Origin of the sequence: Xanthomonas sp. NCPPB 2586 (genome assembly GCF_041475775.2) — a bacterium.
Taxonomy (GTDB): domain Bacteria; phylum Pseudomonadota; class Gammaproteobacteria; order Xanthomonadales; family Xanthomonadaceae; genus Xanthomonas; species Xanthomonas campestris.
This window is the reverse complement of record NZ_CM192981.1, coordinates 1,026,127-1,043,121: the sequence shown is the minus strand read 5'-3', so window position 1 is coordinate 1,043,121 and position 16,995 is coordinate 1,026,127. Positions and strand designations below refer to the sequence as shown.

Annotated in this window: 13 protein-coding genes and 1 pseudogene; 5 read left to right on the top strand and 9 right to left on the bottom strand. The window is 65.8% G+C overall.

Annotated features, from left to right (window positions below; translation table 11 throughout):
• Positions 1–213 precede the first annotated feature (213 nt).
• Positions 214–832: pseudogene (locus ACCQ09_RS04385) on the top strand (HAD-IA family hydrolase).
• A 385-nt stretch (positions 833–1,217) separates the two neighbouring features.
• Here the strand turns inward: ACCQ09_RS04385 and ACCQ09_RS04380 are convergent.
• A complete protein-coding gene (locus ACCQ09_RS04380) occupies positions 1,218–2,444 on the bottom strand; it encodes an acetylornithine transaminase (RefSeq protein ID WP_011038384.1) in 1,227 nt (408 codons plus the stop codon).
• 72 nt (positions 2,445–2,516) lie between these two features.
• Between ACCQ09_RS04380 and ACCQ09_RS04375 the strand changes: the two genes are divergently transcribed.
• Positions 2,517–3,389 carry an ion transporter gene (locus ACCQ09_RS04375; RefSeq protein WP_012437465.1) on the top strand — a complete coding sequence of 291 codons (873 nt, stop codon included), beginning with the start codon at positions 2,517–2,519 and terminating at the stop codon, positions 3,387–3,389.
• Between the two features lie 226 nt (positions 3,390–3,615).
• Here ACCQ09_RS04375 and ACCQ09_RS04370 read toward each other — a convergent pair whose 3' ends face one another.
• From ACCQ09_RS04370 to ACCQ09_RS04360, 3 genes are all read right to left on the bottom strand, one after another.
• Positions 3,616–4,563 carry a YiiG family protein gene (locus tag ACCQ09_RS04370; RefSeq protein ID WP_228427722.1) on the bottom strand — a complete coding sequence of 316 codons (948 nt, stop codon included), beginning with the start codon at positions 4,561–4,563 and terminating at the stop codon, positions 3,616–3,618.
• Between the two features lie 594 nt (positions 4,564–5,157).
• Positions 5,158–5,973, bottom strand: a complete 816-nt coding sequence (locus tag ACCQ09_RS04365; RefSeq protein WP_011038387.1) for an SDR family oxidoreductase — start codon at positions 5,971–5,973, stop codon at positions 5,158–5,160.
• A gap of 173 nt (positions 5,974–6,146) precedes the next feature.
• Positions 6,147–6,806, bottom strand: a complete 660-nt coding sequence (locus ACCQ09_RS04360) for a serine/threonine-protein kinase (RefSeq protein ID WP_012437461.1) — start codon at positions 6,804–6,806, stop codon at positions 6,147–6,149.
• A gap of 148 nt (positions 6,807–6,954) precedes the next feature.
• On the opposite strand from ACCQ09_RS04360, the gene ACCQ09_RS04355 reads away from it, so the two are divergent.
• A complete protein-coding gene (locus tag ACCQ09_RS04355) occupies positions 6,955–9,036 on the top strand; it encodes a bifunctional DedA family/phosphatase PAP2 family protein (RefSeq protein ID WP_040940711.1) in 2,082 nt (693 codons plus the stop codon).
• Positions 9,037–9,420: 384 nt separating this feature from the next.
• Here the strand turns inward: ACCQ09_RS04355 and ACCQ09_RS04350 are convergent, their stop codons facing one another.
• The 4 genes from ACCQ09_RS04350 to ACCQ09_RS04335 form a co-directional block, all read right to left on the bottom strand.
• A complete protein-coding gene (locus ACCQ09_RS04350) occupies positions 9,421–10,305 on the bottom strand; it encodes a bestrophin family protein (RefSeq protein WP_228427724.1) in 885 nt (294 codons plus the stop codon).
• A 141-nt stretch (positions 10,306–10,446) separates the two neighbouring features.
• Positions 10,447–11,046, bottom strand: a complete 600-nt coding sequence (locus ACCQ09_RS04345) for an LON peptidase substrate-binding domain-containing protein (RefSeq protein ID WP_016944428.1) — start codon at positions 11,044–11,046, stop codon at positions 10,447–10,449.
• The gene (mpl, locus tag ACCQ09_RS04340; RefSeq protein WP_012437458.1) at positions 11,043–12,401 is read right to left on the bottom strand and encodes a UDP-N-acetylmuramate:L-alanyl-gamma-D-glutamyl-meso-diaminopimelate ligase; all 1,359 of its coding nucleotides are present in this window, start codon (positions 12,399–12,401) and stop codon (positions 11,043–11,045) included. The genes ACCQ09_RS04345 and mpl overlap by 4 nt, the downstream gene beginning before the upstream one ends.
• Before the next feature lie 355 nt (positions 12,402–12,756).
• Positions 12,757–13,320 (bottom strand): adenylate kinase, encoded by a 564-nt coding sequence (locus ACCQ09_RS04335; RefSeq protein WP_012437457.1) that lies wholly within the window; start codon positions 13,318–13,320, stop codon positions 12,757–12,759.
• Between the two features lie 159 nt (positions 13,321–13,479).
• Between ACCQ09_RS04335 and ACCQ09_RS04330 the strand changes: the two genes are divergently transcribed.
• Together ACCQ09_RS04330 and ACCQ09_RS04325 are read left to right on the top strand one after the other, a co-directional pair.
• On the top strand, positions 13,480–14,736 hold the full coding sequence (locus ACCQ09_RS04330) for a 6-phosphofructokinase (protein WP_040940710.1): 1,257 nt from the start codon (positions 13,480–13,482) through the stop codon (positions 14,734–14,736).
• Positions 14,737–15,019: 283 nt separating this feature from the next.
• Entirely contained in the window at positions 15,020–15,817 is a 798-nt protein-coding gene (locus tag ACCQ09_RS04325) for a hypothetical protein (protein WP_040940709.1), read from the top strand.
• Between the two features lie 174 nt (positions 15,818–15,991).
• Here the strand turns inward: ACCQ09_RS04325 and ACCQ09_RS04320 are convergent, their stop codons facing one another.
• Positions 15,992–16,663 (bottom strand): PA4824 family protein, encoded by a 672-nt coding sequence (locus tag ACCQ09_RS04320; RefSeq protein WP_228427725.1) that lies wholly within the window; start codon positions 16,661–16,663, stop codon positions 15,992–15,994.
• Positions 16,664–16,995: the final 332 nt, after the last annotated feature.

Below are 16,995 nucleotides of genomic sequence, written 5' to 3'. Positions count from 1 at the left end.
CTGTGCGGTACAGCTCGACCATACCCAGCACTACCGCAGCGCATGCCGCGCGCGGAGGGTAGGGGCGGCGCAGGTGGGTAGGCTGCTATCGAATTCAACTAGATGAAGCTGGAATGTGCCTACCCGTGTGCGGGGAGGTGCGCTGCGGTGGTGATGACTTGCCAGCGCATGCACGGATCGACGACGCTGCTGCGTTGCACATCGAACACGGCCATGCCCGCTCCGCGTCCCTCCCTGTTATTGCTCGATTTCGATGGCGTGCTCGCCAGCTATGCGCGGCCCAAACGCATGGCGGCGCTGGCTGCGATGGCCAACTGCACGCCGGCGCAGGTGCACGCCGTGTTGTTCGCGCAGGGGCTGGAGCGCAGCTACGACAGCGGCGACATCGATACGCCCACGTACTTGGCCCGTTTGAGCGATGCAGTAGGCCAGCGCATCGATCCTGCGGCCTGGGTGGCGGCACGCGTGGCCGCCTGCCGCGCCGATACATCGGTGATGGCGCAGGTGCTTGCCGTGTCTGCACACACCCCGGTCGCCGTGCTCACCAACAACGGCCCGCTGATGGTCAGAGGCGATCGAGCAGATCGTGCCGGCGCTGTTCCCGCTGCTGCGCGGCCGGGTGCTGTGCAGCGGTGCCCTGGGCGGCCGCAAGCCCGATGCACGCGTCTATGCACGCGCACTCGCGCAGCTGGGCGCACGCGCTGCACACACGCTGTTTGTGGATGATTTGTTCGTCAACGTGCGCGGCGCACGCGCGGCCGGCCTGGAAGCGGACACTGTGCGTGATGCACGCGGACTGCGCCGGGTGCTGAAGCGGTATGGGCTGGCGTAGGCGCGGTTGGTGTATCTCTGCGTCATCGTGCTACCTAGCGCTTCTGAATGTGTCTGCTAGGCCGCGTCGCAACTTGCCCAGACACGCTGCAGCTTTCCCACTCACTGCAACCAGAGCTGATCGCCGCAAACCGATCGCAGCGGCAGCGGCCAGTCATTGCGCCGCATCGGTTTTGACATCAGCCGCCAGAACAGATGCATGACGGATTGCACATACGACGCGGTGCAATCAACAGGCACCGCCTCAGCTGCTGCTGAGGGCTCGCATCTAGATAACTCTCTCGCACCGCGATAAAAACGCGAGCCAGTACCCCACGCTGGCCGGCGCGGTGCCGGCCACGATGGTGCAGAACGCGCAGTCGCTGCTGTCAGTGCTGTCAGTGCTGTCAGTGCTGCGCAACGTACGCGGCGATCGCCAGGCGCAGGCGTGCCAACCCGTCGGCCAGCTCGGCATCGGTGAGATTCAACGCCGGCACAAAGCGCAGCACGTCCGGGCCGGCCTGCAGCAACAGCAGGCCGTGCGCGGCCGCCAGGTCCAGGATCGCGCCCGCCTGGCCGGCATGCGCCGGTGCCAGCACCGCGCCCAGCATCAGGCCACGTCCACGGATCTGCGCAAACACACCGAACTCGGCATTCAGCGCTTCCAGGCCAGCGCGCAAGGCGGCCGACTGACGCGCCACATTCTCGGCAATCTGCGGCGAGGCCAGCTTGCGCAACGCGACCCGCGCCACCGCCGCCGCCAGCGGATTGCCGCCGAAGGTGGTGCCGTGCGCGCCGAACTGCATGGTCTCGGCCACTTTCGGCCCGGCCAGCATCGCGCCGATCGGGAAGCCGCCACCCAGCGCCTTGGCCAGGGTGACGATGTCCGGGGTGACCTGCTCCTGCCAATGCGCGAACAGGCTGCCGGTGCGGCCCATGCCGCACTGGATCTCGTCCAGCACCAGCAGTGCGTCGTGCTGGTCGCACAGCGCGCGCACGCGCGCCAAAAAGCCCGGTGCGGCCGGCATCACCCCGCCCTCGCCCTGGATCGGCTCCAGCATCACCGCCGCCACATCGCCGCTGGCCATGGCGCTTTCCAGCGCCGGCACATCGTTGAAATCCACGTAGCGGAATCCGCCCGGCAACGGTTCGTAGCCTTCCTGGTATTTGGGCTGCGCGGTGGCGGTGACCGAGGCCAGCGTGCGGCCGTGGAAACTGCCGCGGAAGGTGACGATCACCCGCTTGTCGGCCGGCCGGCCCTGGCTGCTGGCCCACTTGCGCACCAGTTTGATCGCCGCCTCGTTGGCCTCGGTGCCGGAGTTGCACAGGAACACCTTCTGCGCAAAGCGCGAGGCAGTGACCAGTTCTTCGGCCAGCTTCAGCGGCGGCGCGCTGAAGAACACGTTGCTGGTGTGCCACAGCTTGCCGGCCTGCTCGGTGAGCGCGGCCATCAGGTCCGGATCGTTGTGCCCCAGCCCGCTGACCGCGATGCCGGAGGACAGATCCAGATATTCGCGGCCCTGGTCGTCCCACACGCGACTGCCCTGGCCACGCTCCAGCACCACCTGACGCGGGCGGTACACCGGCAGGTAGTAATGCGCGAGGGACAGGGGCGAATCGGCAGCGGTGCTCATGATGGCGGGGTCGCGGAAGCGGAGGGAGACCGGCATTCTCGCGCATTCGCCAGCCTGCGGCACAATGCACGCATGCGACCGCTTTCCGATCCCCAGCTCAATCCCGCCACCACCGACGGTTGGCGTCGCCAGTGGTTCGACATCATCTACCGCCACGACACCCGCCCGTCGCGCAATTTCGACCTGCTGCTGGTGGTCACCATCCTCACCAGCGTGGTGGTGATCATGATCGACAGCGTGCCGCGCATCCACGCGCAGTCCGCGCACTGGCTGGTGCCGCTGGAGTGGGCGTTTACGGTGGTGTTCACCATCGAATACGCGCTGCGCCTGGCAGTAGTACGGCGCCCGCTGCGCTATGCGCTGAGCATCTGGGGCGTGATCGACCTGCTCTCGATCCTGCCCAGCTACCTGTCGTTCTTCGTGCCCGGCGCGCAGACGCTGCTGGTGGTGCGCGTGCTGCGCATCCTGCGGCTGTTCCGCATCCTCAAGCTCACCCGCTACGTGGAAGAAAGCGGCCAGTTGCTCGATGCGCTGTGGCGCAGCCGGCGCAAGGTGCTGGTGTTCCTGTTCACGGTACTCACCATCACCGTGATCGCCGGCGCCACGATGTATGTGATTGAAGGCCCGCAGCACGGCTTCACCAGCATCCCGACCAGCATGTACTGGGCCATCGTCACCATGGCCACGGTGGGCTTTGGCGACCTCGTTCCGCAGACCACGCTCGGCCGCTTCGTGACCTCGGCGCTGATCCTGATCGGCTACAGCATCATCGCCGTGCCGACCGGCATCTACACCGCCGAACTGGCCAGCAATCTGCGGCGCAAGGACGACGCCCAGCACCACGATGCGCGCGGCTGCCCGGCCTGCGGGCTGGAAGGCCACGAGCCCGACGCACGGTTCTGCCGGCAATGTGCCGGGCCACTCCCTGCTGCGTTCACTCACTGAGGCAAACGCGCACGCGGTGAGGTGTGCCGTCGCGTGCGGCGACATCTGCGTGCGCGCGCCTGCTGTACTGGCGGCAGCGTGTGCTGTTCCTCCAGCGCAATTGCCGCGCCACTTCCTGTGAGGAAGCGCGGCTAGGCCGTCATCCATGACGGCCGCTGTCAGGCAAAGTGGACATGCCTGTAACAAGAAGAACGCGCCCATTTCATCAGGCGCGTCCTCGCCCAACTTAGCGCGTCATGCGGTTGCTCATGTCGATCAGGTCGTTGTAACTCGCCAGCAGCGCCTGCCGCGTGCCGGCCGGCGGCAGCGAGCTGTTGCTCTCCAGCAACATCTGGTCGCTGCGGCTCAACGGCTCGTTGTTGCGCACGCGTTCGATGCGGCGCGCCGCCACGCTGACCAGCTTGTCGGCGGAGCGTTCCATATGGCCCCACATCGGGTCGCCGTCGCCGATCTTGGCCTTCTGCGCCTCTTCCAGGATGCCCTGGTAACTGGTCAGCTGCGTTTGCGCGGCGGCCAGGTCCGGCGTGTCGCTATTGAGCGTGGTCACCAGTTGCTTGCCTTCGCCGATGATCTTCAGGTGGTACCAGGCGGCGCTGCGGCCTTCGTCCTTTTCAATTGCATCGAGCTGCTGCTTGCGGCGCTGGTCTTCGGTGCGCTCCAGCGCTGCGTCCATGGCCTCGCCAGCCTCGAAGAACGCGCTATAGGCCTGCATCAGCGGTGCGTGTAGCGATTGCATACCTTTGGCGTCGTCACGCCGATAGTCCTCGCGGTCGTAATAACGCGCGGCTTCTTCGATGCGCTCGTTGAGCGCGGTGAAGCGCTGCTGATAGGTCTTGGCCGCCGGATCCAGCTGCACGTTGGCCGGCTGCTGCGCCAGCGCGGCGGTCATTGGCGCGCCGCAGGCTTCGACCCGATGCGACAACACCGTGCCCGGGCCGCGGATCTGCGATTCCTTGCCAGTCGGGCCCGCCTCCGGGTCTTTCATCCAGCCAATGTATTGCTGGTAGCTCTCGTGCAGTGGCTGCTCCACCGAGTTGAAGCACGCGATGTAGGCATTGATCTTGTCGGCGCCTTCCACGGCAGCGGCGGCGGTGTCGCCCTTGTGGCAACCGGCGAGCAGTGCGGCAAATGCAATTGCCGTGGCGAGTGGCGCAAGGCGGGAATGCGGGGTCATGAGAGCTCCATGGGGTTGATGTAGGAATGCGCGATGCGACGGCCACAGTGGGCGGACGTAGCGTCCCCACCGATGGGGCCGTGATTGGATGGCGGTGCATGCTTCATGGCGTGCACGCGTTTAGCGCGAGCATGTGGATTGCCGAAAGGTGAGCGCTGAAGGTTCGCTGCAGGCCCAGGCTGCCGAGCGCATGCCGGTCCACCGGTAGTCAGGGCCGACGCGGCCAAAAGGTAAACGCCAGCGTCCTTGATGGGCCGACCGCGGCGAGATCTGCCGTGAATGTTTGCAGTCAACTGAGGCATCCCGTCCGCGCGCACGTCTCGCGCAGCAGCTCGGCGCGCCGCAGCCTTACCGGAGAATGCACCGGCTGCGTCAGCTACAACCGTGCGCTCGCAAACGCAACGGTGCTGCGTTGCGCTACCGAACGGAGAGACCATCGGGCGGACCTGCCGCTGCACTGTCTGCGCCGCAGCCATGACGCCCACGGACACCTCAACGACGGCTCCTTTCCCACGCACGCACACCGGCACACATCCTTGTTGAAAACGATTTCAGCCGCGCACGATAGCAAACGCGGCCGTGAACCCGCCGTGGTCACTCCAGAAACAGATCCGGTAGCAGCGCACGCTGCGGGTCCACGGCGTAGCCGGAAAGATCGGTAATGCCGGCCTGTGCCAGCACTTCGTCATCGATCAGGAACTGACCATGAAACCCGGCCGCCTCTCGCGTCAGCACCGCATGCGCGGCATCGGCCATGATCTCGGGCCGGCGGCAGGCGGCCGCGTCCACGCCGGGGAGCATGTTGATCGCATCGGTGGCAATCACCGTGCGCGGCCATAGTGCGTTGATGGCCACGCCCTGCGGCCCGAACTCGGCGGCCAGCCCCAGGGTGACCAGGCTCATCCCCATCTTGGCCAGCGTGTAGCCGGTATGCGCGCCCCACCATGCCGGATTCAACGACGGCGGCGGCGCCAGCGTGAGGATGTGCGGGTTGGGTGCCTGCAACAGATGCGGCAGACACGCCTGCGCGCAGACGAAGCTGCCGCGCGCGTTCACCTGTTGCATCAGGTCGAAGCGCTTCATCGGCGTGTCCAGGGTCCCGCGCAACCAGATCGCGCTGGCGTTGTTGACCAGGATGTCGATGCCGCCAAAGGTGTCCACGGTTGCGGCCACCGCCGCGCGCACCTGGTCTTCTTCGCGGATGTCGCACTTGAGCGCCAGCCCCTGCCCACCCGCCGCGTTGACCGCCGCCGCCGCACTGTGGATGGTGCCCGGCAACTTGGGATTGGCCACCGCCGACTTGGCCGCAATGGCCACGTTCGCGCCATCGCGCGCCGCACGCAACGCAATCGCCAGGCCAATCCCGCGCGAAGCACCGGTGATGAACAGGGTTTTGCCGGATAACGTCATGGGAGTCGGGAATCGAGAATCGGGAATGGCAAGAGCTTAGCGCCTCGGCACTGTGCGCAAGTCATCATCAGAGCCCACGCTCTGCCATGCCCATGCCCATGCCCATGCCCATGCCCATGCCCATGCCCATGCCCATACCCATTCCCGATTCCCCACTCCCGATTCCCAGCCCCTCAGGGCTTGGGCCCCTGCCCTTCGTTGTCTTCCCAGTGCAGCACGCGGCGGGTTACGAAGCGATAGACCGGCTTGCCGGTGGCGAACCATAGCTCGCGGATCCAGGAGCGGCGCTTGAGCACGCGGCGCTCCACCGGGGTGATGGCCGCCGGGCAGTACATGCGCTTGTGCTTGAGCAGGTGACGCAGGTCCTCGCGTGCAAGCAGACGCATCCAGCGCGCGCGCGGCGGGCCACGCACCGCCAGCTGAAAATCGATCACCGCCGGGCTGCCATCGTCCTGCACCAGCCAGTTGGCTTCCTTGGCCAGATCGTTGTGGGCCACCCCGCGCCGATGCAGTTGCTGCAAAAGGCGGCGGGCGGCGCGGAAATACGCCAGGTCGCCACGCGGCGGGCGTTGGTACATCGCATCGCCGGCCAGATAGCTGCGATCCAGCTGGCGGCCGTTCCAGCCCAGCAGCCGTGGCGTGCGCGCCATCCCGTCCAGTTGCCGCAAGGCCAGTGCCTCGCGCCGCGCCAGCCACCAGGCCACGCCGCGCAGCAGCCAGGGCGCAGCGCTCAGATCGCGACGCACGAACATGCGCTCGCCCTCGTGCACCAGCAGGATGCGACCGAAGGTGTCGGACTTGAGTGGCAGCTCGCCGGAAGGATCTGGATGCATCCCCCATTGTAGGCGGCGCTCGCAGCATCACAGCGACGCGCGCAGCACGCGCGCCTTCACGCGCAGCGTCGCAACCGCAGGTGAAGCGCGCCGGCCGATGTGAGGGCCACGCAAGTCAGCCGCCGCCAGGCCCACCTATAATTCGGGGATGAACTCATGGATCGACGCCACGCTGGAGTGGATCGGACACCACCCCACCTTGGCTGGCGTGGTGATCTTTGCGATTGCCTTCTGCGATGCGGTCATCGTGCTGGGCGCCATCGTGCCCGCATTACCGCTGTTGTTCGCCATTGGCGTGTTGATCGGGCTTGGCCAGATCAACGGGCCCTATGCGGTGATCTGCGCCACGTTGGGCGCCTTCATCGGTGACGCGCTGAGCTTCTGGGTGGGCCATCGCTGGGGCCACCAACTGCACACCTATTGGCCGTTCCGCCGCTACCCGCAATTGCTGGAGCGCGGCGAATTGTTGTTCCGACGCAATGCGTTCAAGAGCATCGTGATCGCGCGCTACGTGGGGGCGGTGCGGCCGTTCGTGCCGGCCATCGCCGGCATGTCGCACATGCCGTTCAAACGCTATCTGATCGCCAGCGGGCTGGCCTGCATCTCGTGGGCGTTGCTGTTCCTGGTGCCCGGCTGGGTGTTGGGCACCGCCTATGACGCGGTGGCCGCAGTAGCCGGCCGGTTGTTCGTGGTGGTGGCCTTGCTGGCAGCGGTGATCGGCCTGGCCTGGGCGGTGGTGCTGTATTCGTACCGCTGGTCGGCCGGCCATCTCGACGCACTGCTGGCACGGCTGCTGGAGTGGTCGCACCGTCACCCGGTGCTGGGCAACTGGTCGGTGAGCGTGTTCGACCCGCGCCGCCGCGAGTCGGTGCCGCTGGCGATGATGGCGCTGATGCTGCTGTTGCTGGGCTGGGGCTGGTTCGTGCTGTTGATGGTGGTGCTGGCACACGGCGAGCCGCTGCGCGTGGACCTGGCCGTGCACGATCTGATGCTGGCCCTGCGCAACCCGCTGGCCGACTACCCGATGGTGGCGCTGGCCTCGCTCGGCGATTGGCAGGTGCTGCTGCCGGCGATCGCCGCAGCGATGGGCTACCTGGCCTGGCGTGGGCGCTGGATGGCCGTGACCCACTGGGTGATCGCGCTGGCGTTCGGGCTCGCCTTGACCCAGTTGCTGGGCGCCACCGTACAGGTGGTGCGCCCGCCTGCGGCCAGCAGCGGCTTCGGGTTCCCGTCGGTGGCCGTCACCATGGCCACGATTGGCTTCGGCTTCTTCGCATTGCTGATCGCGCGCGAGCTGCCCGGCCGGCGACGGGTGTGGCCGTATCTGGTCAGCGGCGCAATCGTCTCGCTCATTGGCTTCGCGCGGCTGTACCTGGGCGCGCACTGGCTCAGCGACGTGGTCGGCGGCATGTTGTTCGGCATCTTCTGGCTGCTGGTGCTGGGCATTGCCTATCGCCGCCGCGCCACCCGCGCGTTCTGGGTCAAGCCGGTGTCGTGGCTGTTCTACGGCGTGTTCCTGGCCTGTGCGATCGCGTTCGCGCCGCGCAATCTGGTGGCCAAACTCGCCAAGTTCGAACCGCCACCGCCGCTGTTGATGGAATTGCAGGCCAGTGATTGGTGGAGCGGCCAGTGGCGTCTGCTTCCGGCCCGCCGCAATGAGTTCGACGACGACCAGCGCTGGCCGCTGGATGTGCAACTCGCCGGCCCGCTGGCACCGCTGCAGCGTCAGCTCGAAGCACGTGGCTGGCGGGCGCAACCGCAAGCCGGCTGGGAGCAGGCGCTGCATCTGCTGGATGTGAGCGGGCGCCCGGATGAAGTGCCGATCCTGCCGGCCACGCTGGATACCCAGGTCGAAGCCCTGCTGATGGTGCGCCCGGCCGCACCCGGCCATGTGCATGTATTGCGGCTCTGGCCGGCCACCGCGCGACTGCTGCCAGACGCGCAACCGCTGTGGGTCGGCAGCACCCAGACGCTGCGTTACAGCCGGCATTTCAGCCTGGTCGGGCTGTGGTACCCGCTGCGTGGCGTGGACCCGGCGCTGAGCGCCCTGCGCGATGCACTGGGGCCGCTGCCGTATCGGGTGGAACAACGTCGGCGCTCGCAGGTGCCGGTGATGCTGATCGACGCAACACCGCACGGCGGCCCGCGGCGTGAGCCCTCTGCAGCGCACCCCGCCACCGCCGCTCAGTCCGAACAGACTGCTGCACAGCGCGATGGGTCACCGCGCTGATGCGTGGCTGACGCGTGGGAAGCAGGCGGAGGCGGTGAGCAGCCGCGCCACGTTGATGGCTGCACCGTAGAGCCACTGTGTGTGGATTTTTCTCGCACACCAGTTTGGTAAGAGGTGCGCATTGCACTGCGCAGGTTGAGCGCGGCGACGGAGCGAAAGTAGCGCCGGGCTAAAGCATCCGCGTCGCGCTCTTGGTGACACCCAATGTTTGCTGCCGAGCGATCGCGTCTATCTCCGCGAAGCCATTTGGCAGTGCACGTGTAGTTGGCATCCGCACGCGTGCGGCATGCTCGGCATGCAGACACCACGCATCCGCTCAGCGATTTGCCGCACCACCAAAGACAACGCACCACCGTACGCAGCGACGTGACCGGTGCCCTCGCCTCACCACAACACTCCATCCACCGGCTGCAGCGGCTCCGGTGCGCGCTCGCCGATGGCTTGCAACGCATCGATTTCCACCGTGCGGCACATACTGTCCAACGGCAGGTCGTGGATGGTGTTGGCGAACGGATCGACCAGCTCGTCGCCGATCTTCAGCACCGCCAGGAACATCAGCCCGGCCACGGTGGAGCCCACCGGCGTGGCGTATTGCAGGGTTTCCACCAGCCCGATCGGCAACAGGATGCAGAACACGCGGGTGAACAGGTTCGGGTAGAACCGGTATTGATACGGCAGCGGCGTGTTCTTCAAGCGTTCCATGCCGCCCTGCGCATTGGCAATGTCCACCAGGATGCGTTCCACACTGGCCTGCTGGATGCTGTCGATCCAGCCATCGCGCCGCGCCTGTTCCACTGCGCGCCCGGTGGTGTCGAGCAATCCGTTGGCCACATTGGTGCGCGTCACCACGGCAGCCACTTCGTCCGCACCCAGGCGTGGCTCCAGCTCCACGCCCACCGGCAGCCGCCGCAACTGACAGCGCAGCGCGTGCACATAGGCCACCTGGCACAGCGCGATGCTGCGCCCCACCGCTGCGGCGTCTTGCGCCGACAACACGCTCACGCACAGGCGCACCAGATTGCGCGAAGCATTGATCATCTGCCCCCACAGCACGCGGCCTTCCCACCAGCGTTGGTAGGTGGAATTGGCGCGAAACCCCAGGAATAACGCCAACGCCGAACCGAAGATCGTCAGCGGCAGCGCCGGCGCGCGGAACGGCAACACGTAATAAATGATGGTGACCAGCACGTCCCACACGAACAGCACCGCCAGCGTTCGCCACACCTGCAGGAAGACATCGGTCACACGCGGTTTTACATCGATGATCACGGCACACCCCGGTCGTTAACCAACCGCGCCAAGCGCATTCCCTGCGGGATGCACACTGGCGCACTCAAGCGTGCGGAGTCTGCCGTTGCAGCGGTGCAAGTGCGGTGAGGAATCACGCGCACACATCACACTCCGCAGCGGTTATGGCATCCAGGCCAGCAGTTGCTCCAGGCGGCGATGCGGGTCGTCCTCCTGCAACAACGACAACCGCTGGCCTTCGCTCAACGGCAGCAGCTCGGCCAGGCGCCAGCCCACCCAGGCAGCTTGATCGAGCAGGCCGGGGCCAGCGGATGCAAATTCGCCACCCACCTGCTCCAGCATGCGTTCGAGCACGGTGGCGAGCAGACCATGCTCGGGGCGCAGCTCGTCGTCGCTGTCCGGCTCACACCAACTCACCTCCCCCACCACCAGGCCGTTGTCTCGCACGCGCGAGCGCTGCACGCGAAAGCGCCGGGTACCACGCAGGCGCAAGACCAGCACGCCATCGTTGCCCACATCGAAATCCTCGATGCGCACCTCGGTGCCGTACGCCGCAGGAACCGCCGGCGCCCCCACATCGCTGCCATCCAGGATCAAACACACGCCGAAACTGCTGCCGGTCCGCCCGCAATCGCGCACCAGATCCAGATAGCGGCGCTCGAACACGCGCAAGCCGATCGTCGCACCGGGCAGCAACACGCTGTGCAGCGGGAAAAGCGGCAACGAGGTGATCTCGGCCGGCATCGTGGGCTGCACGGTCATGCCAGGCCTGCCAGGAAGCGGCGCGGTGCACCATCGAAGCCGCCATTGGACATGAACACCACATGGTCGCCCGGCTGCGCGATCTCCCCCAGCATGCGCAACAACGTATCCACATCCTGCGCGACATGCGCCTGACCCCGCACCTGCGCAATGATCGGCGCCGCGTCCCAGGCCAGTTCCGGCCGATGCAGGAACACCACAGCATCGGCATCGTGCAACGACGGTGCCAGTGCCTGTGCATGCGCACCCAGGCGCATCGAATTGCTGCGCGGCTCCATCGCCACCAGCACGCGCGCAGTGCCGACCTTGGCGCGCAGCCCCTGCAGCGTGGTGGCGATCGCCGTGGGGTGATGGGCGAAATCGTCATAGACGGTGATGCCCTGCGCCTGCCCCAAAACTTCCAGCCGCCGCTTCACACTCTGAAAGCGCGCCAGCGCGGGCATCACCGTTGCCGGGTCCACGCCCACCGCCTGCACCGCGGCCAGCGCCGCCAACCCGTTGAGCACGTTGTGGCGCCCCAGCAATGGCCACTGCACCTGGCCGATCTCCTCACCCCGGTGCAGCACGGCGAAGCGGCTGCCATCGTCGGCCAACAGCTGCGCGCTCCAGTCCAGCGCCGGATCGAATCCAAAGCGCTCCACCGGCGTCCAGCAGCCCATCGCCAGCACCTCGGCCAGCCGCGCATCCTCGCCGTTGACGATCAGCCGCCCGCGCGCCGGCACCGTCCGCACCAGGTGATGGAATTGGCGCTGGATCGCGGCCACGTCCGGAAAGATGTCGGCGTGGTCGTACTCAAGATTGTTGAGGATCGCCACCAACGGGCGGTAGTGCACGAACTTGCTGCGCTTGTCGAAGAACGCGGTGTCGTACTCGTCCGCTTCCACCACAAATTCCTGGCCCTGCCCGAGCCGCGCCGAGACGCCAAAGTCCTCGGCCACGCCACCGATCAGAAAGCCCGGCGCCCGCCCGGCGGCCTCCAGCAGATAACTGAGAATAGTGGTGGTGGTGGTCTTGCCGTGCGTGCCGGCCACGGCCAGGGTGTTGCGCCCGGGCAGCACGTGCTCGGCCAGCCATTGCGCGCCCGAACTGTAGCGGCGGCCCGCATCGAGCACCGCTTCCACCGCCGCATTGCCGCGCGAAAGCGCATTGCCAATGACCACGTCCTGCGCATCGGCGGAGATGTTGGCGGGCAGATAGCCCTGCGCCAGCCGAATGCCCAGGGTTTCCAGCTGCGTGGACATCGGCGGGTAGATGGCCTGGTCACTGCCTTCCACCTGCCAACCCAGTTCGCGCGCCAGCGCGGCAACGCCGCCCATGAAGGTCCCGGCAATGCCGAGGATGTGGAGTTTGCTCATGGCCTCATTGTCGCCGATCGCCGGAGTTGCGGGATATTCGAATCCGCACCGCACCCAAACGTCAGGAAACCCCTACCGGGCTGTCGGGAACTTACCGATACACGCGGGTAGCTGCATCCGTCACTATGCTGAACGCCAGTCGCAGCACCCCTTTGGTCCTACTCCCCAAGAGGCCAAATCCCCAGGGAGCTCATGCTGTGGGGCTTTGAGCAAGCTCATTACTGGCGCCATTACTGCCCCGGTCGTCATGTACGACCGGGGTTTTTCTTTTGCACGGTTTGGTACCGATCACGTGCCCCGCCAGCGACTGTTCCACTGGCAGGAAGGACCGGGCGCTGCCGCCCGGCCCGACGGCTCAGCGGCCCAGGGCCTGGCCGATACGCTTAAGCACTTCATCCAGCGAACCGACGCCATCCACGCGCGCCAACTTGCCACGCTGCTCGTAGAAGCCGATCACCGGTGCGGTGGAATCGGTATAGACCTGCAGACGCTTGCGCACCGATTCCGGATTGTCGTCTTCGCGGCCCTCGGCCTTGGCACGGCCGGCGATCCGCTCTACCAGCAATTCGCTGGCCACATCCAGCTGCACCACCGCATCCAGCGGCTGGCCGATCTTGCTGAGCAAGCTGTCCAGTGCATTGGCTTGGGCCACGTTGCGCGGGTAACCATCCAGGATGAAGCCGTTGGCCACATCGGCCTGGCCCAACCGCGCTTCCAGCATGCCGAGCAGGATCTCGTCGGACACCAGATCGCCACGCGCCATCACTTCCTTGGCCTTCACGCCAAGCGGTGAACCGGCGGCCACTTCGGCACGCAGCAGGTCGCCGGTGGAAATGTGCGGGATCTGAAACGTGTCTTTGAGCCGTGCCGCCTGGGTGCCCTTGCCCGAACCGGGCGGTCCCAACAGAACCAATCGCATCAGTGGACTCCACTTTCGAATAAAAACGCGTTGCGGTGGGCGGCGTTAGACTCAAGCCTTCGCCAGCGCTGACCGTATGGTCGTGCAGCTTACCGCATCCGGGGAATGTCCCCGCAATGTCCCCCGCGCCATGTCGCCATCTGAGGAGTGTGTCCCCCTATGACCAACGGCAACCTGTTGTATGCCCAGTCCGGCGGTGTCACTGCCGTCATCAACGCCACCGCTGCCGGGGTGATCGGCGAAGCGCGCGCACGCAAGATCAAGGTGCTGGCTGCACGCAACGGCATCCTGGGCGCGCTGCGCGAGGAATTGATCGACACCTCCAAAGAATCGGCCGCAGCGATCGCCGCGCTGGCGCAGACCCCCGGCGGCGCGTTCGGGTCCTGCCGCTACAAGCTCAAATCGCTGGAGCAGGACCGCGCCAAATACGAACGCCTGCTGGAGGTGCTGCGCGCACACGACGTGCGCTGGTTCCTCTACAACGGCGGCAACGACTCGGCCGATACCGCATTGAAGGTCTCGCAGCTGGCCAAGGCGTTCGGCTACCCGCTGCACTGCATCGGCGTGCCCAAGACCATCGACAACGACCTGGCGGTGACCGACACCTGCCCCGGCTTCGGCTCGGCCGCCAAGTACACCGCGGTCTCGGTGCGCGAAGCGGCGCTGGACGTGGCCGCCATGGCCGACACCTCGACCAAGGTCTTCATCTACGAAGCGATGGGCCGCCACGCCGGCTGGCTGGCCGCAGCGGCCGGGCTGGCCGGACAGGGGCCCGACGACGCGCCGCAGATCATCCTGCTGCCCGAGCGCGCCTTTGATCAGGCCGCGTTCCTGGCCAAGGTGCGCCAGGTGGTGGAACGGGTCGGCTGGTGCGTGGTCGTGGCCAGCGAGGGCATCCAGGACGCACAGGGCAAATTCGTCGCCGATGCCGGCGGCGCGGCCGATTCGTTCGGGCACGCGCAACTCGGCGGCGTGGCCTCGTTCCTCGCGGCGCAGGTCAAACAGGAACTCGGCTACAAGGTGCACTGGACGCTACCCGATTACCTGCAGCGTTCCGCACGCCACCTCGCCTCCAAGACCGACTGGGAACAGGCCCAGGCCGTGGGCAAGGCCGCCGTGCAGTACGCCCTCAAGGGCATGAACGCGGTGATCCCGGTGATCGAACGTGTCAGCGACGCCCCGTACCGCTGGAAGATCGTGCCCGCCCCGCTGCACAAGGTGGCCAACCACGAAAAGAAGATGCCGCCCAGCTTCCTGCGCAAGGACGGCTTCGGCCTCACCGAACGCGCCCGCCGCTACTTCGCCCCACTGATCAAGGGCGAAGCCCCGTTGGCCTACGGCAGCGATGGACTTCCCAAGTACGTGACGTTGAAGAACGTTGCCGTGGTCAAGAAGTTAGCGGCGTGGGAGGGGTGAGTTTTAGGCTGCAGCGCGCCGGCCTTCTAACCCATATTTGCCGGGGCGCCATTATTCCTGGCAGCAACTACGGCTTCTGACCTTGGTATATCGCGAGCACCTGCTGAACATGTGCTCGCCCACAGGCCTACCGGTATAGGGAACTCCCCGATTGCCGGGCTGCGGGCCCGCTGACATAATCCGCCGCGCAAGGATGCTGGGGAACGCCATCTGCGCCTCTAACGTCCGCTTCCAGCGGGCGACAGCCTTTGCAGCTGCCCATCTCCGATCAAGGATGTTATCCATGAAATCCCGCTACCTCGGCGCCGCCCTGCTGCTTGCAGCCTCGGCTCCCGTCTTTGCTGCAACCTGCGAAGAGAGCTTCCAGAAGAAGGGCAACCCCTTCGTCGGCACCCAGTTTTCTGTCTCGGTCAGCCACCCGGGCCTGACCGTACGCAGCGCCATCGGCCAGATGCGCGTGATCGCCAAGCAGGCCAAGATGGATGTACTGAGCGAAGATGCTGACGCAGGCTCAATGTTGATCGAAGAGCCAGAGACCATGTCGCACAAGCCGCTCCCGATGATCGTCTCGGCAAGCGCAGTCGATGGCATCGGCACGGTCAATCTGCTTTTCAAGGTCAACAAGGGAGCTATCGCATCTACTGACAGCGCCCGTACCGAGATGTGCAAACTGCTGAACCAGGTCAAGCCCGGCGCGGCGGGCGAACAGTTTGCAAAGAAGACCCTGGACACTGCACCGGTGGAAATCACCGCCGAGAAGTTTGGCTTCCAGCTGCGCAACCAGCACAAAGACAATCCGGCTGCCATCGAAGCGCGCTACGCCGACAAGGTCTACCGCATCACGGGCAAGATCAATCAAGGTGGCGTACTGAAAGACAGCGGCCGCTATAACATCGGCTTCGACGTGCTTCAGGGCGACAATCAGTTCGATACCGTTGCCATTACTTGCTCGTTTGCTGCCAACCAGGCTGCCTATGCATTGTCGCTGCGCCCGAAGGAGAAGGTGACGTTGACGGGTGTTGTGGATCACTACGACCAGATTCTGAAAGTGCTCTGGCTACGCGACTGCCGCGGCAACTGATTCAGTACGCTCCCACCTGACTAAAACAAACCCCGGCCTGGCCGGGGTTTGTTTTTTGCCCAGGTATCACCGCAGCCAACGCCCTACCGTACTTCGTTGGCCAACTGGCCGGCCCTGCCATTACCGCAGCGTAGTTCCGCAGCCGCATGCGCGCGCCTGACGCTTGGCATCTCATCACGGCAACATTGCAAGGTTGATCCCGACCGTGATCCACCCGCGCGGCGCGGTCGCGTGATCACGTCCAATCACGAGATCGATGCTGGAGGCCTTGCCTACCAGTCCGCGCAGTCCAAGTTGCGCACCGTGACCGTTGCGATCGTCTCCCGATGCTTCGGCCAGGACCGTCCAGGCGGGGGTGAGCACGTGCTCCAGGCCGACACCTGCAGTCGTGGTGTCCGGGCCAGCGTGCGTGACGAGCGCGCCGAAATTGACGTGAATTAGCGTGTTCGCTTCCGTTCCCAACGACCACGTCATCGGCACGGTGATGTAACTGGCGCGTTGCTGAGGCTCCTGCCAGGCGCGTTGCAGGCCCACTGACACCGCCAGCCCCCATGCGTGTTGCTCCGGATCGCGCAGCATGCGTTTTGCGCCGATGTCGAGCGCAGCCGATCCGTGCCGGACGTCGGTCATTCCCAACGCGAATTCGGTGCCCCAGAGGTTGTAGGCAGGCACTGCCGTGGCCGATGCACCGCCGGGCGTCGCACGCCACCACGCTTCGAGCTGGCACTGGCCGCGTGGCGTCACGCCAGCATCGTCGACCACCATGCTGGCTGCTGCACGTGCGGGCACCGGGTGCCATAACGCGAACACGGCCAGCAGTCCCGGGGAGTGACGCAATACCTTCATAGGCTTCTCAAGAAAAGCGCCAGCGCCGTTGGCGTTGAACACCACTAGGACGGAGAACGCCGCATGGCACGCAGGCGGCAAACCACGCTGCGCCGCGTTAGCGCCGTGTATCGAAGATGCAGCGCATGCTCCGATGCGATTGATGTGGCTGACGCGACTTCATTGGCACGACTTGTTCTCAGCAAAGCGTCGGTATCAAGCCCAATCGGCCTTTGGCTCGCTGGCAACCCCGACGGCGGCGCACTGGTGAGCGACCCGCCACTACCTGACCTGTCGCTGATGCATGCTATGCAACACGGAAGCAGGCATTGATGATTGACCCACTGCACCAT

Bases quoted from the DNA above. Each gene is read 5' to 3' on its own strand.
- ACCQ09_RS04380 (WP_011038384.1), bottom strand. From the start codon at position 2,444: ATGAGCACCGCTGCCGATTCGCCCCTGTCCCTCGCGCATTACTACCTG.
- ACCQ09_RS04375 (WP_012437465.1), top strand. From the start codon at position 2,517: ATGCGACCGCTTTCCGATCCCCAGCTCAATCCCGCCACCACCGACGGT.
- ACCQ09_RS04370 (WP_228427722.1), bottom strand. From the start codon at position 4,563: ATGACCCCGCATTCCCGCCTTGCGCCACTCGCCACGGCAATTGCATTT.
- ACCQ09_RS04365 (WP_011038387.1), bottom strand. From the start codon at position 5,973: ATGACGTTATCCGGCAAAACCCTGTTCATCACCGGTGCTTCGCGCGGG.
- ACCQ09_RS04360 (WP_012437461.1), bottom strand. From the start codon at position 6,806: ATGCATCCAGATCCTTCCGGCGAGCTGCCACTCAAGTCCGACACCTTC.
- ACCQ09_RS04355 (WP_040940711.1), top strand. From the start codon at position 6,955: ATGAACTCATGGATCGACGCCACGCTGGAGTGGATCGGACACCACCCC.
- ACCQ09_RS04345 (WP_016944428.1), bottom strand. From the start codon at position 11,046: ATGACCGTGCAGCCCACGATGCCGGCCGAGATCACCTCGTTGCCGCTT.
- mpl (WP_012437458.1), bottom strand. From the start codon at position 12,401: ATGAGCAAACTCCACATCCTCGGCATTGCCGGGACCTTCATGGGCGGC.
- ACCQ09_RS04335 (WP_012437457.1), bottom strand. From the start codon at position 13,320: ATGCGATTGGTTCTGTTGGGACCGCCCGGTTCGGGCAAGGGCACCCAG.
- ACCQ09_RS04330 (WP_040940710.1), top strand. From the start codon at position 13,480: ATGACCAACGGCAACCTGTTGTATGCCCAGTCCGGCGGTGTCACTGCC.
- ACCQ09_RS04325 (WP_040940709.1), top strand. From the start codon at position 15,020: ATGAAATCCCGCTACCTCGGCGCCGCCCTGCTGCTTGCAGCCTCGGCT.
- ACCQ09_RS04320 (WP_228427725.1), bottom strand. From the start codon at position 16,663: ATGAAGGTATTGCGTCACTCCCCGGGACTGCTGGCCGTGTTCGCGTTA.